The organism is Pantoea sp. X85, assembly GCF_029623675.1.
Lineage (GTDB): Bacteria > Pseudomonadota > Gammaproteobacteria > Enterobacterales > Enterobacteriaceae > Pantoea > Pantoea leporis.
Window position 1 is genome coordinate 4,005,385 of sequence record NZ_CP121108.1, and the last position, 26,393, is coordinate 4,031,777.

General features: G+C 56.4%; 20 protein-coding genes, 1 pseudogene and 1 riboswitch. Of the genes and pseudogenes, 10 read left to right on the forward strand and 11 right to left on the reverse strand.

From position 1 onward, the window contains the following. Nucleotides 1-45 precede the first annotated feature (45 nt). A riboswitch (cobalamin riboswitch) is annotated at nt 46-228 on the reverse strand. Between the two features lie 112 nt (nt 229-340). Next, nucleotides 341-1,444 (forward strand): tRNA (uridine(54)-C5)-methyltransferase TrmA, encoded by a 1,104-nt coding sequence (trmA, locus tag P6287_RS18675; RefSeq protein ID WP_277974230.1) that lies wholly within the window; start codon nt 341-343, stop codon nt 1,442-1,444. A gap of 32 nt (nt 1,445-1,476) precedes the next feature. Here trmA and P6287_RS18680 read toward each other — a convergent pair whose 3' ends face one another. Together P6287_RS18680 and fabR are read right to left on the reverse strand one after the other, a co-directional pair. Continuing rightward, nucleotides 1,477-1,833, reverse strand: coding sequence for a YijD family membrane protein (locus P6287_RS18680; protein WP_061720276.1), 357 nt, complete (start codon nt 1,831-1,833; stop codon nt 1,477-1,479). A gap of 18 nt (nt 1,834-1,851) precedes the next feature. Next, complete coding sequence (gene fabR / locus P6287_RS18685; RefSeq protein ID WP_008109648.1) at nt 1,852-2,496, reverse strand: HTH-type transcriptional repressor FabR; 645 nt, start codon at nt 2,494-2,496, stop codon at nt 1,852-1,854. Between the two features lie 194 nt (nt 2,497-2,690). Here fabR and sthA point away from each other — a divergent pair, with 194 nt between their 5' ends. After that, nucleotides 2,691-4,091 carry a Si-specific NAD(P)(+) transhydrogenase gene (gene sthA / locus P6287_RS18690; RefSeq protein ID WP_101760632.1) on the forward strand — a complete coding sequence of 467 codons (1,401 nt, stop codon included), beginning with the start codon at nt 2,691-2,693 and terminating at the stop codon, nt 4,089-4,091. On the opposite strand, the gene oxyR is transcribed toward sthA, so the two are convergent. The 5 genes from oxyR to argC all read right to left on the reverse strand — a co-directional run bounded on the left by oxyR (nt 4,074) and on the right by argC (nt 9,807). Next, the gene (gene oxyR / locus P6287_RS18695) at nt 4,074-4,991 is read right to left on the reverse strand and encodes a DNA-binding transcriptional regulator OxyR (RefSeq protein ID WP_008109652.1); all 918 of its coding nucleotides are present in this window, start codon (nt 4,989-4,991) and stop codon (nt 4,074-4,076) included. The genes sthA and oxyR overlap by 18 nt on opposite strands. Before the next feature lie 341 nt (nt 4,992-5,332). Further along, nucleotides 5,333-6,706, reverse strand: coding sequence for an argininosuccinate lyase (gene argH / locus P6287_RS18700; RefSeq protein ID WP_192415346.1), 1,374 nt, complete (start codon nt 6,704-6,706; stop codon nt 5,333-5,335). Between the two features lie 75 nt (nt 6,707-6,781). Next, on the reverse strand, nt 6,782-7,999 hold the full coding sequence (locus tag P6287_RS18705; RefSeq protein ID WP_101760634.1) for an argininosuccinate synthase: 1,218 nt from the start codon (nt 7,997-7,999) through the stop codon (nt 6,782-6,784). Between the two features lie 14 nt (nt 8,000-8,013). Beyond that, entirely contained in the window at nt 8,014-8,787 is a 774-nt protein-coding gene (gene argB, locus P6287_RS18710; RefSeq protein ID WP_007885411.1) for an acetylglutamate kinase, read from the reverse strand. Between the two features lie 15 nt (nt 8,788-8,802). Further along, nucleotides 8,803-9,807, reverse strand: a complete 1,005-nt coding sequence (argC, locus tag P6287_RS18715; RefSeq protein WP_277974231.1) for an N-acetyl-gamma-glutamyl-phosphate reductase — start codon at nt 9,805-9,807, stop codon at nt 8,803-8,805. Nucleotides 9,808-9,976: 169 nt separating this feature from the next. Between argC and argE the strand changes: the two genes are divergently transcribed. Then, nucleotides 9,977-11,125, forward strand: a complete 1,149-nt coding sequence (gene argE / locus P6287_RS18720) for an acetylornithine deacetylase (RefSeq protein ID WP_101760637.1) — start codon at nt 9,977-9,979, stop codon at nt 11,123-11,125. Between the two features lie 247 nt (nt 11,126-11,372). Further along, nucleotides 11,373-14,024: a phosphoenolpyruvate carboxylase gene (ppc, locus tag P6287_RS18725; protein ID WP_277974232.1), complete on the forward strand. Its 2,652-nt coding sequence runs from the start codon at nt 11,373-11,375 to the stop codon at nt 14,022-14,024. Nucleotides 14,025-14,149: 125 nt separating this feature from the next. Here the strand turns inward: ppc and metF are convergent, their stop codons facing one another. The 3 genes and pseudogenes from metF to metB form a co-directional block, all read right to left on the reverse strand. Continuing rightward, nucleotides 14,150-15,046 carry a methylenetetrahydrofolate reductase gene (gene metF / locus P6287_RS18730; protein ID WP_101760639.1) on the reverse strand — a complete coding sequence of 299 codons (897 nt, stop codon included), beginning with the start codon at nt 15,044-15,046 and terminating at the stop codon, nt 14,150-14,152. Between the two features lie 218 nt (nt 15,047-15,264). Then, nucleotides 15,265-17,702: pseudogene (locus P6287_RS18735) on the reverse strand (bifunctional aspartate kinase/homoserine dehydrogenase II). A 2-nt stretch (nt 17,703-17,704) separates the two neighbouring features. Further along, a complete protein-coding gene (gene metB, locus P6287_RS18740) occupies nt 17,705-18,865 on the reverse strand; it encodes a cystathionine gamma-synthase (protein WP_277974233.1) in 1,161 nt (386 codons plus the stop codon). 274 nt (nt 18,866-19,139) lie between these two features. Between metB and metJ the strand changes: the two genes are divergently transcribed. Further along, nucleotides 19,140-19,457: a met regulon transcriptional regulator MetJ gene (metJ, locus tag P6287_RS18745; RefSeq protein ID WP_277974234.1), complete on the forward strand. Its 318-nt coding sequence runs from the start codon at nt 19,140-19,142 to the stop codon at nt 19,455-19,457. A gap of 77 nt (nt 19,458-19,534) precedes the next feature. On the opposite strand, the gene rpmE is transcribed toward metJ, so the two are convergent. After that, on the reverse strand, nt 19,535-19,750 hold the full coding sequence (gene rpmE, locus P6287_RS18750) for a 50S ribosomal protein L31 (protein WP_007885402.1): 216 nt from the start codon (nt 19,748-19,750) through the stop codon (nt 19,535-19,537). 210 nt (nt 19,751-19,960) lie between these two features. On the opposite strand from rpmE, the gene priA reads away from it, so the two are divergent. The 5 genes from priA to hslU all read left to right on the forward strand — a co-directional run bounded on the left by priA (nt 19,961) and on the right by hslU (nt 26,392). Continuing rightward, nucleotides 19,961-22,159 (forward strand): primosomal protein N', encoded by a 2,199-nt coding sequence (gene priA, locus P6287_RS18755; RefSeq protein WP_110868178.1) that lies wholly within the window; start codon nt 19,961-19,963, stop codon nt 22,157-22,159. A gap of 166 nt (nt 22,160-22,325) precedes the next feature. Beyond that, on the forward strand, nt 22,326-23,363 hold the full coding sequence (gene cytR, locus P6287_RS18760) for a DNA-binding transcriptional regulator CytR (RefSeq protein WP_277974235.1): 1,038 nt from the start codon (nt 22,326-22,328) through the stop codon (nt 23,361-23,363). 151 nt (nt 23,364-23,514) lie between these two features. Beyond that, nucleotides 23,515-24,423, forward strand: coding sequence for a cell division protein FtsN (gene ftsN / locus P6287_RS18765; RefSeq protein WP_277974236.1), 909 nt, complete (start codon nt 23,515-23,517; stop codon nt 24,421-24,423). 89 nt (nt 24,424-24,512) lie between these two features. After that, a complete protein-coding gene (gene hslV / locus P6287_RS18770; RefSeq protein ID WP_101760642.1) occupies nt 24,513-25,049 on the forward strand; it encodes an ATP-dependent protease subunit HslV in 537 nt (178 codons plus the stop codon). 5 nt (nt 25,050-25,054) lie between these two features. Further along, nucleotides 25,055-26,392, forward strand: a complete 1,338-nt coding sequence (gene hslU, locus P6287_RS18775) for an HslU--HslV peptidase ATPase subunit (RefSeq protein WP_007885388.1) — start codon at nt 25,055-25,057, stop codon at nt 26,390-26,392. The last annotated feature ends 1 nt before the right edge of the window (nt 26,393 follow it).

Here is a 26,393-nt window from a genome sequence, read left to right on the forward strand (position 1 = left end):
GCAGGATGCCGCACGACTACGACCAATAGCTCGCGATGGTCGTATGTATTGCGACGTCACACCGGCAGGTCTTCGGGCTGAGAATCATAAATGGTGAAAAAACTTCCCATCCGGCAGGACAGTGTTTGTAATTGCCATCACCACGACATTCTTTACCGCTGCGCGTCAGCTCCAGATTCACACTGGATTCCCTTTTAACTCAAGGAGGCCGGCAGGCGCAGTCTACGGCCAGGAAGGCCGGAAATCCAGACTTCCAGCCATCTTGTTTTCCGCAGGGCTGGACATCAGCAGTTGAATGCCTACAATCGCCCGGCAAGCCAGCTTATTACCAGGATTAAAGATGACACCCGAACAGCTCCCGATTGAACAATACGACGCGCAACTGGCGGAAAAAGTCAGCCGCTTACAGGCGATGATGATGCCCTTTGCCGCGCCCGACGTGGAGGTGTTCCGTTCGCCGGTCAGCCACTATCGGATGCGTGCCGAATTCCGCATCTGGCACGACGGAGACGATCTCTACCACATCATCTTTGATCAACAGACCAAGCAACGTATCCGCGTCGATCAATTCCCGGCGGCCAGTGAATTGATCAACCAGCTGATGCCAAAACTGATCGCGGCGATCCGTGACAACCGCGCGCTGCGTTTCAAACTGTTCCAGATCGATTACCTGTCGACGATGAGCCACCAGATTGTTATCTCGCTGCTCTACCACCGTAAGCTGGAAGAGGAGTGGACCGCCGCCGCCAGCGCCCTGCGCGACAGCCTGCGTGCCGAAGGCTTTGACGTGCAGCTGATCGGCCGCGCCACCAAAACCAAAATCTGCCTCGATCGCGATTACGTGGATGAGCGCCTGCCGGTCGCGGGGAAAGAGATGATTTATCGTCAGGTGGAAAACAGCTTCACCCAGCCAAACGCGGCGATGAATATTCAGATGCTGGAGTGGGCGCTGGACGTCACGCAGGATTCGCAAGGCGATCTGCTGGAACTCTATTGCGGTAACGGCAACTTCTCGCTGGCGCTGGCGCGTAACTTCCGCAGCGTGTTGGCCACGGAAATTGCCAAGCCGTCGGTCGCGTCCGCGCAATACAACATTGCCGCCAACCATATTGATAACGTGCAGATTATTCGTATGGCCGCTGAAGAGTTTACCCAGGCGATGACGGGCGTACGTAGCTTCAATCGTTTAGAAGGCATCGACCTGAAGAGCTACCAATGCGAAACCATTTTTGTTGATCCGCCACGTAGCGGGCTGGATGAGGAAACTGTGAAGATGGTGCAGGCCTATCCGCGCATCATTTATATCTCCTGCAACCCGCAAACGCTGTGCGACAACCTCGCGGTGCTGGGAGAAACGCATGATGTCACGCGTCTGGCGCTGTTCGATCAGTTCCCGTATACCCATCATATGGAATGCGGCGTGCTGCTGACGCGCAAGGCCTAAACAAAAACGGGAACCCCAAGGTTCCCGTTTTTTCACTGCTTGCTCTTCGCGCGGCGAAAACGCATACCAATCCAGAACACCAGCGCCACCATCAGAATGGTCGGGATGAAGTTGGAGCCGATATCCGGATATTCAGCCCGCACCAGCGCGCTATAAACCAAAATACCCAGCAGGAAGAACGCCGCCGCCAGTGAAGGCATGCCGTCTGGCATATTGCGGTTGAGATAACGCTGATGCAAACACCAGGCCGCGAGGCCAAGCGCAATCAGCGGGAATATCGAAAAGGGAACAAACGTGCTGAACAGCACCGAAAAGGAGCCGTTGATCGCTAAACCGGTGATAAAAGCCAATAAAAGCGTTCCTTTATCGCGTGGGTTTTGCTCAATCATTTCATTATCCTTATCACATTACTCTTCGGGTTTTTCCAGGGTAACCGCCAGACGCTCTTGCTCGCGGCGATACCAGTAATAAGCGCCTTTGGCGATCATGCGCAGCTGCAGCACTAATCGATCCTCAAGCTTACGGCGCTGCTCAATATCAACGTCCAGCGCTTCGGCACCCGCGCTAAACACAATCGTCACCATGGCTTCGGCCTGCGCTTCGGTGAAGCTGCGCGGCATGCGATTTTCTAATTCAAGATAATCGGCCAGTTCGGCGATGAAGTGCTGAATCTCACGCGCGACTGCGGCACGAAAGGCCGCCGAGGTTCCGGAGCGCTCGCGTAGTAAGAGCCGAAAAGCATTGGGATTGTTCCCGATGAACTCCATAAAAGTTGCCACCGAGGTTTTGATAATGCTGCCACCCTTGGCAATACGCTGGCGCGCCTGACGCATTAACTGGCGCAGCATCAAGCCGCTTTCGTCCACCATGGTCAGCCCCAGCTCATCGACATCGCGGAAGTGACGATAAAATGAGGTCGGCGCAATCCCCGCTTCGCGTGCAACTTCGCGCAAACTCAGGCTGGCAAAACTCCTTTCTGCACTTAACTGACTGAAGGCAGCTTCAATCAGTGAACGTCGTGTACGTTCTTTTTGTAGCGCTCTGACGCCCATTTTCCCGGCCTTTTAGGTGATTTGGCAGGCACTATAACAAACTTTTCAGCGTACAGCGGTGCAAACTTTGTGAACGCCTGTGAACCTCACGCTTTGTCAAACTTCAGCAATTTACGCTGTTAGAATTCAGATGTGCGCGGCGAGATGTTAGAATCTCGTTGTAAAAATGTGATAAAAAAATAGGACGTACTGGTATGCAAAAGTCTTACGATTACGATGCCATTGTGATTGGCTCCGGTCCGGGCGGCGAAGGTGCGGCGATGGGGCTGGTGAAGCAGGGAGCGCGTATTGCAGTGATCGAACGCTACCACAACATCGGCGGCGGTTGTACACACTGGGGAACCATCCCTTCCAAAGCCCTGCGTCACGCTGTTAGCCGTATCATCGAGTTCAATCAAAACCCACTTTACAGCGATCACACTCGCCTCCTGCGCTCCTCATTCGCCGACATTCTCAACCACACCGAGAACGTGATCAGTCAGCAAACCGCTATGCGTCAGGGCTTCTACGAGCGCAACCGCTGTGAACTTTATCAGGGCGATGCCCGATTTGTTGATGCCAACACTATCGAAGTGGAACAACCCGACGGCACCCGCGAGCGATTAACCGCGGCGAAATTCGTGATCGCCTGCGGTTCTCGCCCGTATCATCCCGCGGATGTCGATTTCACCCATCCGCGCGTTTACGATTCCGACTCCATCCTCAACCTGCATCATGAACCTGGCCACGTCATCATTTATGGCGCCGGCGTAATTGGCTGTGAATATGCCTCGATTTTCCGCGGCCTGAACGTCAAGGTTGACCTGATCAACACCCGCGACCGTCTGCTGGCATTCCTCGATCAAGAGATGTCAGATTCCCTCTCCTATCACTTCTGGAACAGCGGCGTGGTGATTCGTCACAACGAAGAGTTCGAGAAGATTGAAGGCGTTGATGACGGGGTGATAATTCACCTTAAATCGGGCAAAAAAGTGAAAGCCGATTGCCTGCTGTACGCAAACGGTCGAACCGGTAACACCGATTCACTGGCGCTGGAAAACGTCGGACTGGAAGCGGATGGTCGTGGCCTGCTGAAGGTGAACAGCATGTATCAAACTGCGCTGCCGCATATTTACGCGGTTGGCGACGTGATTGGTTATCCAAGCCTGGCTTCTGCTGCTTACGATCAGGGCCGCATTGCCGCGCAGGCGATCATCAAAGGTGAAGCTACCGCGCACCTGATCGAAGATATTCCAACCGGGATTTACACCATTCCGGAGATCAGCTCAGTGGGTAAAACCGAACAGCAGCTGACGGCGATGAAAGTGCCGTATGAAGTGGGTCGTGCGCAGTTTAAACATCTGGCGCGTGCGCAGATTGTTGGCATGCACGTCGGCAGCCTGAAGATTCTGTTCCACCGCGAAACCAAAGAGATTTTAGGGATTCACTGCTTTGGCGAGCGTGCTGCGGAGATCATTCACATCGGCCAGGCCATCATGGAACAGAAGAACGGCGGCAACACGATTGAGTACTTCGTGAATACCACCTTCAACTATCCCACCATGGCCGAAGCCTATCGCGTGGCAGCGTTAAACGGCTTAAACCGCCTGTTTTAACGAGGTATCCAGATAACCCTTCATGTGGGTTTTGATTGCTTCTGCCAACTGCTCATAGCGGCTGCGCAGAGGCGATCCTGGACGATAGACCAACGCGATGGTGCGCTGCGGCACCGGCTTGTAGCACGGTAAATAGCAGACGCCATCACGTTCGCGTTCATTCGGCACGGACAGCGCAGGTAACAAGGTAATGCCGCTACCGGCGGCAACCATGTTGCGCAGCGTTTCCAGACTGGTGGCGCGGAAATGCGTATCTTCATCGGCACCGGCTTCGAAGCAGAAGCCCATCGCCTGATCGCGCAGGCAGTGCCCATCTTCCAGCATCAGTAATTTCTCACCGGCCAGATCCGACATCGGCACGCGATCGCGATCGCGCCACGGATGATCGGCATACACCGCTAGCGTCATTGGCTCATCAAACAGCGGCACCTCAATAAAGGCTTCACTCTCTTTCACCAACGCCACGATGGCGCAATCCAGCTTGCCGCTGTCGAGCTGTGCCAGCAGTTGCTGCGTCTGCGCTTCATGCAGGTACATTTCGAGTTTGGGGAAGGTTTTGTGCAGCATCGGAATGATGTGCGGCAGCAGATACGGCCCGGTGGTTGGAATCAAACCAATGTGCAGCGGTCCAGACATCGCTTCGCCTTGCTGGCTCGCCATCTCCTTCAGCACTTTCACTTCGCGCAGCACGGTTCGCGCTTGATCCACCAGCAACAGTCCTGCCTGAGTAAACAACACCTTACGGCTGGTTCGCTCCAGCAGCATCACGCCAAGTTCATCTTCCAGCTTACGAATCTGTCCACTTAAGGTAGGTTGGCTGACATGACATGCGTCAGCTGCACGCCGGAAATGGCGATGCTCCGCAAGTGAAACCAGGTATTCGAGATCACGAATATTCATTGAAATCCTCCAAACCACGATAGCCCGTGGCGATAGATAGAATAGCAATGAACGATTGGCCCTATCAAGGCGTGAGCGGGAATAATGCGCGCATCAAATGATCTGGAGCAGAACCTGCAAACTGCTTAAAACCAATCACTGTGCTGGCCGGGAGTGGCCTGCCCTTGATGATGTGCCTATAACAAAATGTAATTCCGAAGCTAGAGGTTGGCGGGCTACCGAAGAGGTGCCCGCTTTTTTTTGCTTGTCACTCGCTTGCTGGATATCAACAGAGCGCGATAAATCGCGCCGCTACGCATTCCTGCATATACCGCAGCGGCGCAATCTAATGCGCATAGCTTTTAACCCAAGCGCTTCTGCGCTTCGCTGATGGCGAAGGCGACCTGTTGAGGAGCGACACCGCCTTGCGCATTACGCTTATCCAGGCAGGATTGCAGCGACAGAATTGGATACACGTCATCCTCAATCACCGCGCTGAACTGCTTCAACTGCGTCAGAGTGAGCGCTTCCAGCGCCACGCCTTGCTTGATCGCTTCCACCACGGTTTCACCCACAATGTGGTGGGCTTCGCGGAACGGAACGCCTTTTGCCACCAGATAATCGGCCAGCTCGGTCGAGTTGGCGTAGCCCTGCTCAGCGGCTTCCTGGCAGCGCGGACGTTTTACCTGAATGCCGTCCAGCACCAGCACCGACATATGCAGGCAGTCGAGCCAGGTATCCAGCGCATCGAACAGCCCTTCTTTGTCTTCCTGCATATCTTTGTTGTACGCCAGCGGCAGGCCTTTCAGCGTCATCATCATGCCGGTCAGCGCACCTTGCACACGGCCACATTTGCCACGGATCAGCTCCAGCGCATCCGGGTTTTTCTTCTGCGGCATCAGCGACGATCCGGAAGTGACTTTATCCGACAGCTCAAGGAAGCCCGCTTCACCGGTGTTGAAGAAGATCAGGTCTTCAGCAAAGCGCGACAGATGCACCATGCCAATCGAGGCGTCTGACAGCAGCTCGAGCACGTGATCGCGATCGGAAACGGTATCGAGGCTGTTACGCGTGGCAGAGGCAAAACCTAACCAGCCGGCCAGCTGCTGACGATCAATCTCGTAGGCGGTACCCGCCAGCGCGCCGCAACCCAGCGGACTGACATCCATACGCTTCAGTGCATCCTGCAGACGGCTCTCGTCACGCGCCAGCATCTCAACGTACGCCAGGCACCAATGCGCGAACGTCACCGGTTGCGCACGCTGCAGGTGCGTGTAACCCGGCATCACCGCGTCCTGATTGGCTTGTGCCGTGGCGACCAGCGCCGATTGCAGCTCACGCGTCGCCTCCAGCAGCACGGCAACCTGCTCTTTGCACCACAGTTTCAGATCGGTCGCGACCTGATCGTTACGGCTACGGCCGGTGTGCAATTTCTTGCCCAGCGCGCCGACTTTGTCAATCAGCTTGCCTTCCACCCAGCTGTGAATATCTTCCGCATCGCTTTGCAGAATCTGCTCAGGATTGGCGCGTACCTCGGCCAGCAGTTCATTCAACGCGCTTTCCAGCTGTTGCTGCTCTTCATTGGTCAGCACGTTGACCGTCACCAGCGCTTTTGACCAGGCAATCGAGCCGGTAATGTCCTGCTCGGCCAGGCGATAGTCAAAACGCAGCGAGTCGTTGAACTGTTTGAACCGTTGGTCTGCTGCCTGCGAAAAACGTCCGCCCCAAAGTGCCATCTGCATTACTCCTGAATCTGTTATAGAAAAGGCGGCCCGAAGCCGCCCTTGCAAAATATGTCGATTGCCGCGGTATTACTTCTTCTGCTCGTTCAGCGCGCGAATGCGTGAAGAGAGTGAGAACAAGCGGATAAAGCCGCCCGCGTGACGGTGATCGTAAACTTCGTCTTCGCCAAAGGTGGCGAACTCTTCTGAGTACAGGCTGTTAGCAGAGGTTTTCTGAATCGCCGTGGCCTGGCCTTTATACAGCTGGAGTACCACTTCGCCATTCACCTCTTCTGCCAGGGATTCAGCTGCGGCCTGGATAGATTTACGCAGCGGCGCGAACCAGCGACCATCGTAAACCACGTAAGACATTTCATGGCCCAGCTGCTCACGCCATTTGAAGCTATCGCGATCCAGCACCAGCTGTTCAACCGCACGCAGCGCGTTAACCATGATGGTGCCGCCTGGAGTTTCGTAGCAGCCGCGGGACTTGATGCCTACCAGACGGTTTTCCACGATGTCGATACGGCCGACGCCGTGTTTGGCGCCCAGCACGTTGAGTTTTTCCAGGCACTGGAACGGGCTCAGCGTCTCGCCATTCACCGCCACCACGCGACCTTTCTCCACGGTGACCGTGACATTTTCTGGCTGATCGGGCGCTTCCAGCGGATCAACGGTCCACACCCAGCAATCTTTGTTCGGTGCATTGGCTGGGCTTTCCAGCACGCCGCCTTCGGTAGAGATGTGCCAGGCGTTCTCATCACGGCTGTAGATTTTTTCCAGCGACGCGGTGGTCGGGATATTGCGCTCTTTCAGGTAATCCAGCAGCGCTTCACGTGAACGCAGGTCCCACTCACGCCATGGCGCAACCACTTTCAGTTGTGGCGCCAGCGCGGTGTAGGTGGTTTCGAAACGCACCTGATCGTTACCTTTACCGGTTGCGCCGTGGCACAGCGCATCTGCGCCCACTTTCAGCGCCAGCTCAACCTGGGCTTTAGCGATAATCGGACGCGCCATAGACGTACCCAGCAGATAAGTGCCTTCGTACAGGGCGCCAGTCTGCAGAACCGGATACACGTATTCGCTGATGAACGCTTCACGCAGGTCAACCACGTGGCACTCAGACGCACCTGACTGCAGCGCTTTCTTCTCAACGCCTTCCAGATCGGCTGGATCCTGGCCAATGTTCGCCACGAACGCCACCACTTCACAGCCGCCATAGTTCTCTTTCAACCATGGAATGATGGCTGAAGTATCCAGACCGCCGGAGTAGGCCAGAACGATTTTTTTGATGTTTTGCGTGCTCATGTCTTAATCCTTGATTATGCGAGAATCCGGGTGCCAATCGACACGCCGTTGAAAAGGGTTGGCAGTTGTTCAGCATGACGCCAGCTGGCGATATCGACCGGGCGACCGAGCGTGCGGGCGGCATCAAGCGCCGCGTTCACTTTCACGATCATGCCATCGGTGATGATGCCCTGCGCAATCAGCTGCTCCGCTTTCGCGGCGGTCATCTCTTCGATGCGCTGACCTTTGCCGTCGAGAATACCGCTGACATCAGACAACAGCACCAAATCGGCACCGATGGTCGCAGCCAGTGCGGTGGCGGCCTGGTCGGCGTTGACGTTCATCAACTCGCCGCCGTCGGTGATGCCAATCGAGCTGATCACCGGCATGTAGCCCGCCGCCAGCAGCGTGTTCACCAGCGCCGGATTGCCCGGCGTCGCGTTGCCAACGTGTCCCAGCTCTTCATCGAACTGCGCCACGTTGACCAGACCGGCATCGCCGAGGCACAAACCCACCGCGCCGATGCCATATTTCTTCGCCCACGCCAGCAGCGTTTTGTTGGCGGTACCGGCTAACGCACCGGTAATAATGTCAATCTGATCGGCTGGCGTCACGCGCAAACCGTTCTTCTTTTTCACCGGCAGCGCGAGCTTCTTCATCAGCTCGTCCACCACGCAACCACCGCCGTGCACAATGATCAGCGGACGCTGATGTTCATTGCGGTACGCCAGCAGGGCATCAAACAGACGAGCCAGCGCTTCTTCGCTATCCAGCAGCACGCCACCCAGTTTAATGATTAATGGATTCATTGCGTTATCCGTTCGTTAAATCAGAGACAGCGTTTCGGGGAAGCCGAAACGAATGTTCAAACACTGAACCGCCTGCGATGAGGCGCCTTTCAGCAGGTTATCTTCGGCAGCCACCACAATCAGGTACTCGCCTTGCATGGCGAAGCCGATGTCGCAGAACGGCAAACCGACCACCGCTTTCAGCGCCGGTACGCCTTTGTCATAGACGCGCACCAGCGGTTTGTCGTGGTAAGCGTTATGGAAGGCATCCGCCACATCCTGCTGAGTCACGCCCGCTTTCAGGCGGCAAGTGGTGGTCGATAAAATCCCGCGTGGGAAGCTGCCCAGATGTGGCGTGAAGATCACCGGCGTACCGAGATGTGCCACGATTTCCGGATGATGACGGTGATTAAACAGGCCGTACGGTTGCAAGCTCACTTCACAGAAGCTGGTGCCAACGTTGGCTTTGCGCCCTGCGCCGCTCACGCCGCTGGTGGCGTTAATCACCGGCCACTGTGTATCGTTAAGCAGGCCCGCTGCGATCAGCGGTTTCAGCGAAAGTTGGGCTGCGGTTGGGTAGCAACCCGGCACCGCAACCAGCTCCGCATCTTTAATTTTGTCGTGCTGCCATTCGGCCAGGCCGTAAACCGCCTTGTCCAGCCAATCCTGATGCTGATGGCTGAAACCGTAATATTGGGTATAGAACGCATCGTCGTTTACGCGGAACGCGCCGGAGAGATCAAACACCACGCAACCGGCTTTGAGGAATTCGGGTGCCAGATCGTGGCTGACTTCATGGGCGGTGGCGAGGAACACCACATCCACTTTGTCGGCCCATTCAGCGGCATCGCTCAGCGGCTGCAGCGGCAAATCGACAATGCCTTTGAGCTGCGGATGCAAATCCGACAATAACTTTCCAGCATCCGGGCTTTGCGCTGAAACCGCCAAAGCGGTTATGTTCATATGCGGATGGCGATTCAGGTAGGTGGCAAGCTCTACGCCAGCGTAACCACTGGCACCAACGATCAGCGTATTCAACATCAGGCTGTATACCTTATTACAGTCACACGTATCGGGTCGCGGCCTTGCCCCGTTGCCCAGAATGCCGTTTGCAGAAGATTTGATGCTTCACATGCAAGCGACGTTATTGTATTTTTATTCACTATTAATGCATGAATATTGATACATCCTAACCCAAGGACCGTCAACAGTGAAGACAAAATTACCACCTTTTATCGAACTCTACCGCCAGTTGATTGCCACGCCATCAATCAGCGCAACCGATAGCGCACTGGATCAGAGTAATGAAACTTTAATCAATTTGCTGGCCGGCTGGTTCCGCGATATTGGCTTCAGTGTAGAAGTGCAGCCGGTGCCTGGCACGCGGCATAAATTCAACATGCTGGCGCGCAGCGGATTGGGCGCAGGCGGCTTGTTATTGGCGGGTCATACCGACACTGTGCCTTACGATGATGGCCGCTGGACGCGCGATCCGTTCACGCTGACCGAACACGACAACAAGCTGTACGGCCTCGGCACCGCCGACATGAAAGGCTTCTTCGCCTTTATTCTGGACGCGCTGCGTGACGTTGACGTGACCAAACTCAGCAAGCCGCTCTACGTCCTCGCCACCGCCGACGAAGAGACCACCATGGCGGGCGCGAAGTATTTCTCTGAATCCACCCAATTGCGTCCGGATTGCGCCATCATCGGCGAGCCCACCTCACTTAAGCCGGTGCGCGCGCATAAAGGTCATCTGTCGAATGTGATTCGTATTCAGGGGCAATCAGGCCACTCCAGCGATCCGTCACGCGGCGTTAACGCCATTGAACTGATGCATGAATCCATTACCCAGCTGATGCAGCTGCGTAACACGCTGAAAGAGCGTTACAACCACGATGGTTTTGCCATTCCTTATCCAACCATGAACTTTGGTCATATTCATGGTGGCGACGCGGCCAACCGCATCTGCGCCTGCTGTGAATTGCACATGGATATTCGTCCGCTGCCGGGCTTAACCCTGAGCGATTTGGATGGTCTGCTGAATGACGCGCTGGCGCCGGTAAGTGCGCGCTGGCCGGGACGTCTCACCGTAGGCGAGCTGCATCCGCCGATTCCAGGCTACGAATGTCCGGCCGATCATGAGCTGGTGCAAGTGGTGGAGAAGCTGCTGGGCGTGCCAACCGAAGTGGTGAACTATTGCACTGAAGCGCCTTTTATCCAGCAGTTGTGCCCAACGCTGGTATTAGGCCCGGGATCGATCAATCAAGCCCATCAACCTGATGAGTTTATTGATACCGCATTTATCAAGCCGACTCATGCGCTTATCACCCAAGTCGTACAGCATTTTTGTCATTGATGAACAACAAATGGGGCATTTCACTGTTAAATCAGCAAATTGCCCCGTCATTGTTCGGGATTTGATAATAAGAATAACTTATCTCGCTTCGCTGCAAGCAAATTCTTTGAATTTCCGCCATTTAGCAGCACATTTACGTAGATTTAAGGCAATTGACGCGCAGGAAGATACGTGGCTAGATAAAAGACGATGTTATGCCCGTTGGGCGTAAGAGTATTAAAAAAGACGATAAGGGTGTCAGGGTCCAATGAACGAACAATATTCCGCAATGCGAAGTAATGTCAGTATGCTCGGCAAACTGCTCGGGGATACGATTAAGGATGCACTAGGAGAGAACATCCTCGACCAGGTGGAGACCATCCGTAAACTCTCTAAGTCATCCCGCGCGGGAAATGACACTCATCGTCAGGAACTGCTGACCACGCTGCAAAATCTGTCGAACGACGAGCTGCTGCCGGTGGCGCGCGCGTTTAGCCAGTTCCTTAATCTCACCAACGTCGCTGAACAGTATCAAACCATTTCGCGTAGCGGCGATGGCGCGAACCATCCTGAACTGCTGAAAAAGACTTTCGCACGTCTGAAACAGCAAGGCGATATCAGCGAAGCGGCGATCCGCCAGTCGATTGAAGAGCTGTCGCTGGAGCTGGTGCTGACTGCGCACCCCACCGAAATTACCCGCCGCACGCTGATCCATATGCTGGGCGAAGTGAACAGCTGTTTGCAGCAACTCGATCATAGCGATATCTCTGACTACGAACGTACCCAGGTGATGCGCCGTCTGCGCCAGCTGGTGGCACAAGCGTGGCATACCGACGAAATCCGCAAATATCGTCCAACGCCGATCGATGAAGCCAAATGGGGCTTTGCCGTGGTGGAAAACAGCCTGTGGCAAGGCGTGCCAGCCTTCCTGCGTGAGCTGAATGAGCAAGTGGAAGAGACTTTTGGCATTAAGCTGCCGGTCGATTTCGTGCCGATTAAATTTACCTCGTGGATGGGCGGCGACCGTGACGGCAACCCGAACGTCACCGCACCGATTACCCGCCACGCGATGCAGCTGAGCCGCTGGAAGGCCGCGGACCTGTTCCTGCGCGATATCGGCGTGCTGATTTCCGAGCTGTCGATGTCCGAATGCAGCGACGAAGTGCGCGAGCTGTGCGGCGATGCGGAAGCGCTGGAGCCGTACCGCATGGTGCTGAAGCGCCTTCGCGGCCAGCTGATGACCACGCAGGCTTATCTTGGCCGTCGTCTTAAAGGCGAGCGCCTGCCGCGTCCGGCCGATTTGCTGGTCTCTAACGATCAGCTGTGGGATCCGCTGTTCGCTATCTATCAATCTCTGCAGCAGTGCGGCATGGGCATCATCGCCAATGGTCAGCTGCTGGACACGCTGCGCCGCGTGAAGTGTTTCGGCGTGCCGCTGGTGCGCATTGATATCCGTCAGGAGAGCACCCGCCATACCCAGGCGATTGCCGAAGTAACGCGCTATCTCGGCCTCGGTGATTACGAAAGCTGGTCAGAAGCGGATAAACAAGCTTTCCTGATTCGCGAACTGAATTCCAAGCGTCCGCTGTTGCCGCATCAGTGGGAACCGGGCGATGAGACGCGCGAAGTGCTGGATACCTGCAAAGTGGTGGCCGAAGCGCCGCAGGGTTCAATTGCTTCCTACGTGATCTCCATGGCGAAAACGCCGTCGGACGTGCTGGCCGTGCATCTGCTGCTGAAAGAAGCCGGCATTCCTTACGCCATGCCGGTTGCGCCGCTGTTCGAAACCCTTGATGACCTGAACAACGCCAACGATGTGATGACGCAGTTGCTGAACATCGACTGGTATCGCGGCTTTATCAATGGCAAACAGATGGTGATGATTGGCTATTCCGACTCGGCGAAAGATGCCGGCGTGATGGCCGCCAGCTGGGCGCAATATCAGGCGCAGGACGCACTGATCAAAACCTGTGAAAGCGCGGGCATCACGCTGACGCTGTTCCACGGACGCGGCGGCTCAATCGGTCGTGGCGGCGCGCCAGCCCATGCGGCGCTGTTGTCACAACCGCCGGGCAGCCTGAAAGGTGGCCTGCGCGTGACCGAACAGGGCGAGATGATTCGCTTCAAATACGGTTTGCCCGAAGTCACTATCGCCAGCCTGTCGCTGTATACCGGTGCGATTCTGGAAGCCAACCTGCTGCCACCGCCGGAACCCAAGCGCGAATGGCAGGAGATCATGAATGGTCTGTCGGCGCACTCCTGCGCGATGTATCGCGGCTATGTGCGTGAGAATCCGGACTTCGTGCCCTATTTCCGCTCAGCCACGCCAGAGCAGGAGCTGGGCAAATTGCCGCTGGGTTCACGTCCGGCTAAACGTCGCCCAACCGGCGGTGTGGAATCGCTGCGTGCCATTCCGTGGATCTTCGCCTGGACGCAGAACCGCCTGATGCTGCCAGCCTGGCTGGGCGCGGGTGCCGCGTTGCAGAAAGCGATGGATGAAGGTCATCAGGATGAGCTGGAGAACATGTGCCGCGAGTGGCCATTCTTCGCCACACGTCTTGGCATGCTGGAGATGGTGTTCTCGAAAGCCGATTTGTGGCTGGCGGAGTACTACGATCAGCGTCTGGTGGATAAATCACTGTGGTCGCTCGGCAAGCAGCTGCGCGATCAGCTGGATGCGGATATCAAAGCGGTGTTGACCATCGCTAACGATGCCCATCTGATGGCTGACCAACCGTGGATTGCTGAGTCCATCGCGCTGCGTAACGTTTATACCGATCCACTGAACGTGTTGCAGGCTGAACTGCTGCATCGTTCACGTGCGCAGGAAGAGCGCGGTGATGAGCCAGATGCGCGTGTAGAACAAGCGCTGATGGTGACGATCGCGGGTGTTGCAGCGGGTATGCGTAATACCGGTTAATTTTTCCCCTCACCCTAACCCTCTCCCGCTGGCGGGAGAGGGAACCAATCAAGCACAGGTGTTTCAACATTGCTCCACCTAACCCTTCCCTCGCCCGCTGGCGGGAGAGGGACAGGGTGAGGGCATTAACCTCCCATCGCCGGACGCACACCCAGCGTGTGGCAAATGGCGTAACTCAACTCGGCGCGGTTCAGCGTATAGAAATGAAAATCCTTCACCCCTTCCCGCGACAGGATTTTCACCATGTCCATGGCGACGCTGGCACCGACCATTTTGCGCGTCTCCGGATCGTTATCCAGACCTTCAAACATTGCACTCATCCATCCCGGCACCCGCACATTGGTCATGGTGGCGAAGCGTTGTAGCTGTTTAAAGTTAGAGACCGGCAAAATACCCGGCACGATCTCCACGTCGATACCGGTTGCGACACAGCGATCGCGGAAGCGCAGGTAGCTTTCCACATCGAAGAAGAACTGCGTGATGGCGCGGTTAGCACCGGCATCAATTTTGCGTTTCAGGTTAATCAAATCGGCCTGCGCGCTTTTCGCTTCGGGATGCACTTCCGGATAGGCCGCCACCGAGATATCGAAATCGCCAACGTCTTTCAGCAGCGCCACCAAATCCGAGCCGTACATCTCCGGCTTGCCGCTGCCCGGCGGTAAATCACCGCGCAGGGCCACGATATGACGAATGCCGCTATCCCAGTAATCACGCGCGATGCTGCGTAGCTCATCACGCGTGGCATCGATACAGGTTAGATGCGGTGCGGCTTCCAGACCGGTACGATCTTTGATGCCTTTGATGATGCTGTGCGTACGATCGCGCTCGCCCGAGTTGGCACCGTAGGTGACGGAGACGAATTTTGGCTTCAGGCTGCTCAGTCGATCGATTGAGCTCCACAGGGTTTCTTCCATTTCGCTGGTACGTGGCGGGAAAAATTCGAAAGAGACATTAATTTGCCCGTTCAGCTCAGCCAGGCTCTGGTTCAACGCTTCGCGTTGATTGGCGTGAAAGAAACTCATCCTAATACCTCGTCATCACATATCGATTATTTTGCGGCCTTCGAACATCCATACGTTTAGACGTCCAGATGCACAAAATGAACGATTCGCACGCTAGCGTCAACTGAAAATTAATGAACAGGCGTGACAAATTTTCACTCAAGGTGAAAGCGTTTCATGATGCGCGGTGGGAAGGTGAAGAATGCAGACGGACGATGCCGTCTGCAAAGTGAGGCAGATTACAGCAGCTGTGCGAGGCGGTTGATATCCGATTGCAACGCGCCGGCCGTAACATCGCGGCCTGCGCCCGGTCCGCGAATCACCAGCGGATTATCGCGATACCAGCGGCTTTCGATGGCAAACACGTTATCGCACGGCAGTAACGCAGCCAGCGGATGCTCTGGGCGCACCGCTTCCACGCCGACGCGCGCTTTGCCATTGGCATCGAAACGCGCCACGTAACGCAGCACTAAGCCCATCTCTTGCGCCGCTTCCAGACGCTGCAGCATCTGATCATTCAGCTCGTCGGCGTTTTCGAAGAAGTGATCAATCGACTCACCGTCGCAAATTGCCGGCACCAGCGACTCGACACGCACCTGATCCGGCTCGATGTCGTAGCCCGCTTCACGCGCCAGAATCACCAGCTTGCGCATTACGTCCTGCCCGGACAAATCCACGCGCGGGTCTGGTTCGGTCAGGCCTTGCTGCCACGCCTGATCAACCAGCTCGCTAAACGGCACCGTGCCATCAAATTGCAGGAACAGCCACGACAGCGTGCCGGAGAAGATGCCGCTGATCGCCAGAATGCTATCGCCGCTTTCGCGTAAATCGCGCACCGTGTGATTGACCGGCAAACCGGCACCGACGGTGGCGTTATACAGCCAGTGACGACCGGTTTTGGCGAAAGCATCGCGCACCTGACGCCAGCTCTGACCGCTCGACGCACCGGCAACCTTGTTGGCGCTGATAACGTGGAAGCCGTGACTGGCGAAATCATGATACTGCTGCGCCAGCTGCTCGCTGGCGGTGACGTCCAGTCCAGCACCACTAAATCATCGAACGGGTGCGCACGCATCCACAGGAACAGCGACTCTTCATCGCGCTCGACCGCTTCATCATCAAAGAACGCCAATGCGCGGCTGGCTTCCAGACCGTCGTAGCTCAGCAAACTGCGGCTGCTGTCTGCCACGCCCGCCAGCACATACTCAAATCCCGTACGCGCCGACAGCGTTTCCTGCTCGCGGGCAAACAGCTCCAGCCAGCGTGAACCGATGTTGCCTTTGCCGAACAACATCAAACCGATGCGTTTTTCTGCGCGGAACAGCGACTGATGCAGTCCCTGAATCAGGTGCTGCGTCGGGCCGACGCGCAGTACCGCCACGATGCTGATGTGATCTTCCGATTGCCAGACAAACTCCACCGGCTGATCTTTGATCTGCTGCCAGAAGCGGTGGCTGTGCAGCGGATTACGCGTCACGCCCGCGCCCACCAGCGCCACCAGCGCTAAGCCGTCGCGCAGCTGCAGATGGCCCGGCAGTGCGGCGTCCTGCAACAGGTTGAAGGCGCTATTCACCACTTCCGAGGTGTAACACAGCTGCAGCAGGCGGCGATCGGGATGCACGCCGATCGCCAGCGGACGCAGCTGCGCGCGCTTCAGCAGCAGATCGATCTCTTTCTGCTGGGTTTTGAAATCGTGATTGTCGGGAATTTGAATCTCCACCAGACACACATCATCGTGGCTGGTGACGATACGCGCGCCGGTGCCGGAGGCCAGCACGCGCTCAATGCGCGTCGAGCCCTGCTCCGGTTGATAGCTGCAACGCAGCTGCAAGTCGATGTCGCTGTTGGAAACCGGCTGCAAGGTGCGGGTGTGCAGCACCGGCGCCGCCAGACGCGCCAGCTCGCTGGCTTCATCAAGACGCAGCAGCGGCAGCAGGCACGCATCAGAAACTTTACGCGGATCGGCGCTGTAAACGCCCGCCACATCGCTCCAGATGGTTACGCGCCCCACGCCCGCCAGCGCACCAATCTGCGTTGCCGAGTAGTCCGAGCCGTTACGCCCAAGCAGCACGGTTTCACCCGCTTCGCTGCGGCTGATAAAGCCGGTCACCACCAAACGCTTATGCGGATGCTGTGTTAACAGCTCCTGTAGCAGCGGCCAGGATTTGCCTTCATCAACCTGCGGCTGCGCGGCACGTTCAGCACGCAAGAAGTCACGCGCATCCAGCCAGGCGGCTTCGATCTCGCGCTGGCTCAAAACCGCAGCCATCAAGCGCGCTGACCAGATTTCGCCGTGCCCCACCACTTCGGCATATACCGCGTCGGTGATGGTGCCATCGAGCAGCGCCGCCAGTCTCTCCAGATCGCGTATAAAGGAAGACGTCAGGGTTTCGGCATATTCAGCAGGCAGCAGCGCAGCAATTAACTCGCTGTGAAAACGCCGTAAAGCCTGTTGCACCTGATGAGCAGATAAGCGATCGCTCTGGCTCAATTTCAGCCAGCTGATCAACTGGTTAGTGGTGCTGCCTGCGGCAGAGACCACCATTAAGTCGCCTGGCTGGCTGTAATCCGCCATGATGCTGGCCACGCGCTGATAGCAACGTGCGTCGGCCAGGCTACTGCCACCAAATTTATGCAACTGCTTGATCGGCGTTCCCGCGCCCACTGAACTCGTCATGATTACTCCTCGGCTGCGATCCGGAATGCATTATCCAGATCGGCGATTAAATCTTCGTGATCTTCAATCCCAACAGAAATACGCAGCAGTGTTTCCGAAATTCCCGCTGCCGCGCGTGCTTCTGCAGACATGCCAGCATGCGTCATGGTTGCGGTATGCGAAATCAAACTCTCTACGCCGCCCAGCGATTCGGCCAGCGTGAACAGCTGCAGCGCTTTCAGGAAGCGGCGCAGGCGAGCCTCATCGGCATCGATTTCGAAACTCAGCATGGCACCAAAACCACGCTGCTGACGTACCGCAAACTCATGACCGGCATTTTCCGGCAGGGACGGATGATACAGTTTTTTCACCAGCGGTTGTTGCTTCAGGTAATCAACTATCGCCAATGCATTGCGTTGTGCGGCGGCGATGCGCGGTGACAGCGTGCGCAAACCGCGCAGCAGCAGGTAGCTATCAAACGCGGCGCCGGTTACACCAATATTATTCGCCCACCACGCCAGATCGGTGGCGATCGCTGGATCTTTCGCAATCACCGCGCCCGCCACCACATCTGAGTGACCATTCAGGTATTTGGTGCAGGAGTGAACAACAAAGTCGGCACCCAGCGCCAGCGGGTTTTGCAGCGCCGGGCTGAGGAAGGTGTTGTCTACCACGCTAATGGCGCCAGCTTCACGCGCGGCGGCGCAGATGCTGGCGATATCGACCACACGCAGCAGTGGATTACTTGGGCTTTCAACCAGCACCAGTTTTGGCTTCTCGGCCAGAGCAGCGGCCAGCGCCGCTTTATCGCCCTGATCAACAAACTTCACGCGATAGGCGCCGCGCTTGCTCAGGCTATCGAACAGGCGATAGCTGCCGCCGTAACAGTCATGTGGCGCCACCAGCAGATCGCCCGGCTTCAGGAACACGGTTGTCACCAGATGAATCGCTGACATGCCGGTATTGGTCAATACCGCGCCTGCGCCACCTTCCAGTTCTGCCAGCGCGCGCTGAACCACATCGCGCGTTGGATTACCACGACGTGAATAGTCATGCGCACGCGGCTCATTGAAGTCGAGGAAGTTATAGGTGCTGGAGAGATGAATCGGTGGGACAACGCAGCCATATTGCTCGTCATCATTCAAACCGCTACGTACTGCGATGGTTGCCTGTTTACGCGTCATGGTGCTTACTGTTCCTGAAGAAAAAGAAGAGCAACAGGATAACATTCCGCACATAGACGTCAATACATCTGGACATCTAAATGTCTTTGCGTATAGATTGAGCAAATCATCAATAACCGCTAAAATTGTCCGTCATCGCCTGGTGTTCAGCGCGCTTTCCTTTGCAGAAGCGGTGCTCAAGCATAAAACCTGCGGTTTAAGGGGTCAGGCATCGAAAAATCGGGCATAATCAACGGATTTCCCCATATTCAACTTTTATTGATTAAGGTAACCCATGGCTGAATGGAACGGCGAATATATCAGCCCTTACGCTGAACATGGCAAGAAGAGCGAGCAGGTTAAGAAAATTACAGTTTCTATCCCGCTGAAAGTGCTGAAGATTTTAACGGACGAGCGCACCCGCCGTCAGGTGAACAACCTGCGTCACGCCACCAACAGCGAACTGCTGTGTGAAGCCTTTTTGCATGCTTTCACCGGGCAGCCTCTGCCGAACGATGTCGATTTGCGTAAAGAACGCAGCGATGAGATTCCGGAAGAAGCGAAACAGATTATGCGTGAAATGGGCATCGATCCCGATAGTTGGAAATACTGAAGCCAGAAATAAAAAAACCCAGCCGAGGCTGGGTTTTTTCTTGCTGCCGAATCGCGAAGATTCGACGGCCAAAAATCTTATTTCTTGCTTGCTGGCACGCTGAAACGCTTGTTGAAGCGATCTACACGGCCACCGGTGTCAGCAATACGCTGCTTACCAGTGTAGAACGGGTGGCATTTGCCGCACACGTCCAGGTTCAGACCAGAAGCCATGGTTGAACGGGTGTTGATCACGTTACCGCAAGAGCAAGTCATGGTTACTGCTTCGTACTTAGGGTGAATACCTTGTTTCATGGGAGAACCTCATAAAAGGCCGTGTCGCTCTCCGTGCCAGGCTCAGCCTGCACAGCACCACACGCGGTTGAACATTAAGTGTATGCTCCGACAAGTGATCTCATCGAAGGCGGCATAGTATACAGAAATTAACCGGTTTTAGCAAATAGCCGCTTCCTAATTAGCCGTGTACACTACTTCTCCTTAATTCAGAACCGGATATAGATTCAGATGCCCGTTGTTCAGGTTGCCCTGCCCGTTCCGCTACCTCGCCTGTTTGATTACTTGCTGCCTGCCGATGCGCCGCAGCCGGTGGCGGGCGCACGCGTGAATGTGCCGTTCGGCAACCGCAAAATGATCGGCATTGTGATCGGCACGCGTGAGACCAGCGATCTGCCGCTGACGCAGCTCAAGCAGATAGAGAGCGTGCTCGACGATCAAAGTCTGTTCTCGCCCGCGCTGTGGCGCATTTTGCATTGGGCCGCCAACTATTATCATTCGCCGCTCGGCGAAGTGCTGAGCCATGCGCTGCCGGTGCTGCTGCGTCAGGGCAAACCCGCGCAGGAAGCGCCGCTGTGGCAATGGGTGATTAATGATGCTGGCCGTGAAGTGGCGATGGAGAGCCTGAAGCGCGCGCCGAAACAGCAGCAAGCGCTGGCGATGCTGCGTCAGCGACCGCTCTATCGTCATCAGGTCAGCGAACACGATTTTACCGATGCCGCGCTGCAAGCGTTGCGCGCAAAAGGCTTGTGCGAACTGCGTGAACACACGCCGCAGATGCACGACTGGCGTACCAGCTTTGCCGTCAAAGGGGATCGCCTGCGCCTGAATACCGATCAGGCGATGGCGGTGGGCGCGATGCGCAGTGAAGACGATCACTATGCGCCGTGGCTGCTGGCTGGCATTACCGGGTCGGGTAAAACCGAAGTGTATCTCAGCGTGCTGGAGAACGTGCTGGCACGCGGCAAACAGGCTTTGGTGCTGGTGCCGGAAATCGGCCTGACGCCGCAAACCATCGCCCGCTTCCGTGAGCGCTTTGATGCGCCGATTGATGTGCTGCACTCGGCACTGAATGACAGCGAACGCCTCGCCGTCTGGCTGCGCGCGCGCAGCGGCGAAACGGCGATTGTTATCGGTACACGCTCGGCGCTGTTCACGCCGCTGGCGCGTCCCGGCGTCATCATCATTGATGAAGAGCACGACAGCTCGTACAAACAGCAGGAAGGCTGGCGCTATCAGGCGCGCGATCTGGCGGTGTTCCGCGCGCATGAGGAAGACATTCCGATTGTGATGGGTTCCGCCACGCCCGCGCTGGAAACCTTGCACAACGTGCGCGTCGGCAAATATCGCCAGCTCAATCTCACCAAACGCGCGGGCAATGCTAAACCGGCGTTACAGCAGCTGATCGATCTTAAAGGTCAGCAGCTGAAAGGCGGATTGGCGCCAGCACTGCTCGGCAAAATGCGTCAGCACCTGCAGGCCGATAATCAGGTTCTGCTGTTCCTCAACCGCCGTGGCTTCTCTCCGGCGCTGATGTGCCACGATTGCGGCTGGCTGGCCGAGTGCCAGCGCTGCGATAGCTACTACACGCTGCACCAGAACCATCGCCAGCTGCGCTGCCACCATTGTGACAGCCAGCGCCCGCTGCCGAATCAGTGCCCGAGCTGTGGTTCAACGCATTTGATGCCGGTCGGCGTCGGCACCGAACAGCTGGAACAGCAGCTGGGCACGCTGTTCCCCGGCGTGCCGGTATCGCGCATCGATCGCGACACCACCAGCCGTAAAGGCGCGCTGGAGCAGCATCTGGCCGATGTGCATCGCGGCGGCGCGCGCATTCTGGTGGGCACGCAGATGCTGGCGAAAGGCCATCATTTCCCGGATGTCACGCTGGTGTCGCTGCTGGATGTTGATGGCGCGCTGTTCTCAGCCGATTTCCGCGCCGCCGAGCGTTTCGCTCAGCTCTACACGCAGGTCGCGGGTCGCGCCGGTCGTGCGGGTAAACAGGGCGAAGTGTTGCTGCAGACCCATCATCCGGAACATCCATTGCTGCAAACATTACTGCATCGCGGCTATTTCGCCTTTGCCGATCAAACGCTGCTGGAGCGTCAGTCCGTTCAGCTGCCGCCGTGGACCAGCCATGCGCTGTTCCGCGCTGAGGATATGGATAACCAGCAGGCGGCGGAATTCCTCACACAGCTGCGTAATTTGCTGGAAGCCAGCCCGCTTAAAGATGAGGCGATGTGGCTGATGGGGCCGGTTCCGGCGTTGGCACCGAAGCGCAGTGGACGCTGGCGCTGGCAGCTGCTGTTGCAGCATCCGTCGCGCAAACGTCTGCAACAGCTGTTGAGCGGATCGCTGCCGCTGATCGCCACCTTGCCGGCGTCACGCAAAGTGAAATGGACGCTGGATATCGATCCCACCGAGAGCTAAGCCGCGCCACAACTGCGAGCCAGATCGAAAAAAGTCGCACAAGTCACAATTTTTATGCAAATTAAGTAACAACCCGACGCGACCTTGGGTTAACAATAGTGCCGACCCGGTTGAAGCCCGGTAATGTCTGAAAATCAATGCGCTGTACCGCGTCAGGAGTTATACGTTGGACCAGAAGCAACCCTCCACCGCCGCCACCATGAAAGATGTGGCCGAGAAAGCAGGCGTTTCAACCGCCACGGTTTCACGTGCGTTGATGAATCCAGAAAAAGTCTCTGCTGCTACCCGGCTCAAGGTCGAAAAAGCCGTGATTGCCGTGGGTTATGCGCCGCACGGTTTGGCGCGCAATGCCAAACGCGGTGAAACACAAACCATTCTGGTGATTGTGCCGGACATCTGCGATCCCTTCTTCAGTGAGATCATTCGCGGCGTGGAAGTCACCGCTGCGCATGAGGGTTATCTGGTACTGATTGGCGATTGCGCGCATCAGAATAAACAGGAAAAAACCTTTCTGAATTTAATGCTGACGCGACAGATCGACGGCATGGTGCTGTTGGGTTCACAGCTGCCGTTTGAGGCGGGCATTGAAGATCAGCGCAACCTGCCGCCGATGGTGATGGGCAACGAATTTGCGCCGGAGATGGCATTACCCACGGTCCATATCGATAACCTGACCGCCGCCTTTGAAGCGGTGAATCACCTGCTGCAGCTTGGTCATCGCCAAATTGCCTGTATCACCGGGCCAGAACACATTCCGCTGAGCCAGTATCGTTTGCAGGGCTACATTCAGGCGCTGCGTCGCAGCAGCATCCCTATCGACCCAACGATGATTGTGCATGGCGATTTCACCTTTGAAGCCGGCGCGAATGCGCTTAAGCAGTTGATGAGTTTGCCGCAGCCGCCGAAAGCGATTTTCTGCCATAGCGATTTGATGGCGCTGGGCGCGATGAACCAGGCGCGTAAACTTGGCATGCGCATTCCGCAGGATCTGTCGGTGGTGGGCTTTGATGATATCGAACTGGCGCAATACTACGATCCGCCGCTGACCACCGTGGCCCAGCCGCGTTTTGCCATCGGCCGAGAAGCGATGCTGCTGTTACTTGATGAGCTGCAGGGTAAACGCGTGAATAACGGTTCGCGCCTGCTGGATGCGGAGCTGCGCGTGCGCGGCAGTACGGCACCGGCGGCAAAACGGGAAAAATAGTGCACAGATGCCTGCATTTTCAGCGGATTCTGAAGGCAGACTGTGCTGGTCAAAGTTCCAGCCCTTGCGTAACATGGCGCATTCATTGCCGGGCAATTAACAGCACATTTACATGCCCATTGGCATTTTTTTGAAGGGTAGCAGAACGAAAGTGGCACAGAAAGATTATGTAGGCCGCGGGCGTTCAACAGGGACGCGTCGCAAAAAACCCGCCAGCCGCAGCAAGAAAAGCAAAGGCGGATCAGGCACTTCAAAGCTCATGATGGTACTGGCCGCGGCCGTGCTGGTCACCTTTGCCGGTGGTTTATGGTTTATCTCGCATCATAAGAAAGAAGAGATTGAGGTCATTCCAAACCACAAAGCCAACGGTAACGGCCTGCCGCCGAAGCCGGAAGAGCGCTGGAAGTACATCAAAGAGCTGGAAAATCGCCAAATTACCGTTCCGTCGCCAACTGAGCCTTCGGCTGGTGGCGTGCAATCACAAACTCAGCTGACCGATGAACAGCGCCAGCTGCTGGAGCAGATGCAGGCCGATATGCGCCAGCAGCCGACGCAGTTGAACGAAGTGCCGTGGAACGAACAAACCCCGGCGCAGCGCCAGCAAACGCTGCAGCGTCAGCAGGTGCAGCAACAGCAGGTTCAGCAACAACAACAGCAGCAGTTGCAACGTCAGCAGCAACAGTTACAGCAGCAGCAGCGCCAGCAACAGTTGCAGCAACAACAGGCCGCGCGTCAGCAGCAGCAACAGCAAGCTGCGCCGATCACGCGTGAGCCAACGCAGCAAACCAAGCCGCAGGAAACGGCCAAGGCGAAAGCGGAAGAGAAAGCCGCTTCACAACGCTGGATGGTGCAGTGTGGTTCGTTCAAAGGTACCGATCAGGCGGAATCCGTGCGCGCCGGTCTGGCATTTGAAGGATTTGAGAGCCGCATTACCACCGGCGGTGGCTGGAATCGCGTGGTGATCGGGCCGTTCAAAGATCGCAGCAGCGCCGACAGCACAGTCAAACGCTTACACAGTTCCGGCCACGGAAGTTGTATTCCCCTCGCTCTCGGGGGTTGAAACCCCTTTTTCCTACCCCATATCTGGTTGCATGATACTCCGCGCCGAGTGCGCGGAGTTCCTTTTCTACTGCAACAAGGGGTCTGCCCGTGACAACAATAGTAAGTGTACGACGCAACGGCCAGGTAGTGATTGGCGGTGATGGCCAGGCTACGCTCGGCAATACCGTAATGAAAGGCAACGTTAAAAAAGTCCGTCGTCTTTACAACGATAAAGTGATCGCCGGCTTTGCTGGCGGTACCGCAGATGCCTTCACCCTGTTTGAACTGTTTGAGCGCAAGCTGGAAATGCACCAGGGCCATCTGGTGAAAGCGGCGGTCGAACTGGCTAAAGATTGGCGTACCGATCGCATGCTGCGCCGCCTTGAAGCGCTGCTGGCGGTGGCCGACGAAAACGCCTCATTAATCATCAGCGGCAACGGCGACGTTATCCAGCCGGAAAATGACCTGATCGCAATTGGTTCTGGTGGGCCTTACGCCCAGGCAGCGGCACGCGCGCTGCTGGAAAACACCGACATTGGTGCACACGATATCGTGGAGAAAGCGCTGAACATCGCTGGCGATATCTGTATCTACACCAACCACAATATTAACTTCGAAGCATTACCGTCTAAGGCTAAGGACTAAACATCATGTCTGAGATGACTCCACGCGAGATTGTCAGCGAGCTTAATCGCTTTATCATCGGCCAGGACGGCGCAAAGAAGGCGGTCGCGATCGCCCTGCGTAATCGCTGGCGCCGCATGCAGCTCGACGAAGAGCTGCGCCATGAAGTGACGCCAAAAAACATTCTGATGATTGGTCCAACCGGTGTCGGTAAAACCGAAATCGCCCGTCGCTTAGCCAAACTGGCGAACGCACCGTTCATCAAAGTGGAAGCCACCAAATTCACCGAAGTCGGTTACGTCGGTAAAGAGGTTGATTCCATCATTCGCGATCTGACCGATTCTGCCATCAAGATGGTGCGCAGCCAGGCGATCGAGAAGAACAAGTACCGCGCGGAAGAGATGGCGGAAGAGCGCATCCTGGATGTGCTGATCCCACCCGCGAAAAATAACTGGGGCCAGGCTGAACAAGCGGCTGAGCCATCGGCAGCGCGTCAATCCTTCCGCAAGAAACTGCGCGAAGGCCAGCTGGATGACAAAGAGATTGAGATCGATCTGGCCGCTTCATCGGCTGGCGTTGAGATCATGGCGCCTCCGGGCATGGAAGAGATGACCAGCCAGCTGCAATCGATGTTCCAGAACCTCGGTGGGCAGAAGCAGAAACCGCGTAAGCTGAAAATCAAAGAAGCCATGAAGCTGCTGATTGAAGAAGAAGCGGCCAAGCTGGTGAACCCGGAAGAGCTGAAGCAGGATGCCATCGATGCGGTTGAGCAGCACGGTATCGTGTTCATCGACGAAATCGACAAAATCTGTAAGCGCGGCGGCCAGAATGCGGGCGGTCCAGACGTGTCACGCGAAGGCGTACAGCGCGACCTGCTGCCGCTGGTTGAAGGTTGCACCGTTTCCACCAAGCACGGCATGGTGAAAACCGACCACATTCTGTTTATCGCTTCCGGCGCGTTCCAGGTCGCCAGCCCGTCAGATCTGATCCCAGAACTGCAAGGCCGTCTGCCGATTCGCGTTGAACTGCAGGCGCTGACCGTCAATGACTTCGAGCGCATCCTGACCGAGCCAAACGCCTCGGTTACCGTGCAGTACAAAGCGCTGATGGGCACCGAAGGGGTCAACATCGACTTCACCGATGACGCAGTGCGGCGTATTGCCGAAGCCGCATGGCAGGTGAACGAGACCACCGAGAACATCGGTGCGCGTCGTCTGCATACCGTGCTGGAGCGTCTGATGGAAGATATCTCCTATGACGCCAGCGATCGTAACGGTGAGTCGATCACTATCGATGCTGAGTACGTTGGTAAGCATCTGGATGAGCTGGTGGCCGACGAAGATCTCAGCCGCTTCATTCTGTAAG

What these genes read in the sequence shown, in the direction of transcription:
- P6287_RS18705 (WP_101760634.1), bottom strand. Translation starts at nt 7,999, where the DNA reads ATGAGCACGCAAAACATCAAAAAAATCGTTCTGGCCTACTCCGGCGGT.
- argH (WP_192415346.1), bottom strand. Translation starts at nt 6,706, where the DNA reads ATGGCACTTTGGGGCGGACGTTTTTCGCAGGCAGCAGACCAACGGTTC.
- metB (WP_277974233.1), bottom strand. Translation starts at nt 18,865, where the DNA reads ATGACGCGTAAACAGGCAACCATCGCAGTACGTAGCGGTTTGAATGAT.
- priA (WP_110868178.1), top strand. Translation starts at nt 19,961, where the DNA reads ATGCCCGTTGTTCAGGTTGCCCTGCCCGTTCCGCTACCTCGCCTGTTT.
- sthA (WP_101760632.1), top strand. Translation starts at nt 2,691, where the DNA reads ATGCAAAAGTCTTACGATTACGATGCCATTGTGATTGGCTCCGGTCCG.
- argC (WP_277974231.1), bottom strand. Translation starts at nt 9,807, where the DNA reads ATGTTGAATACGCTGATCGTTGGTGCCAGTGGTTACGCTGGCGTAGAG.
- fabR (WP_008109648.1), bottom strand. Translation starts at nt 2,496, where the DNA reads ATGGGCGTCAGAGCGCTACAAAAAGAACGTACACGACGTTCACTGATT.
- trmA (WP_277974230.1), top strand. Translation starts at nt 341, where the DNA reads ATGACACCCGAACAGCTCCCGATTGAACAATACGACGCGCAACTGGCG.
- rpmE (WP_007885402.1), bottom strand. Translation starts at nt 19,750, where the DNA reads ATGAAACAAGGTATTCACCCTAAGTACGAAGCAGTAACCATGACTTGC.
- metJ (WP_277974234.1), top strand. Translation starts at nt 19,140, where the DNA reads ATGGCTGAATGGAACGGCGAATATATCAGCCCTTACGCTGAACATGGC.
- metF (WP_101760639.1), bottom strand. Translation starts at nt 15,046, where the DNA reads ATGAGTTTCTTTCACGCCAATCAACGCGAAGCGTTGAACCAGAGCCTG.
- P6287_RS18680 (WP_061720276.1), bottom strand. Translation starts at nt 1,833, where the DNA reads ATGATTGAGCAAAACCCACGCGATAAAGGAACGCTTTTATTGGCTTTT.
- hslU (WP_007885388.1), top strand. Translation starts at nt 25,055, where the DNA reads ATGTCTGAGATGACTCCACGCGAGATTGTCAGCGAGCTTAATCGCTTT.
- argB (WP_007885411.1), bottom strand. Translation starts at nt 8,787, where the DNA reads ATGAATCCATTAATCATTAAACTGGGTGGCGTGCTGCTGGATAGCGAA.
- oxyR (WP_008109652.1), bottom strand. Translation starts at nt 4,991, where the DNA reads ATGAATATTCGTGATCTCGAATACCTGGTTTCACTTGCGGAGCATCGC.
- ppc (WP_277974232.1), top strand. Translation starts at nt 11,373, where the DNA reads ATGAACGAACAATATTCCGCAATGCGAAGTAATGTCAGTATGCTCGGC.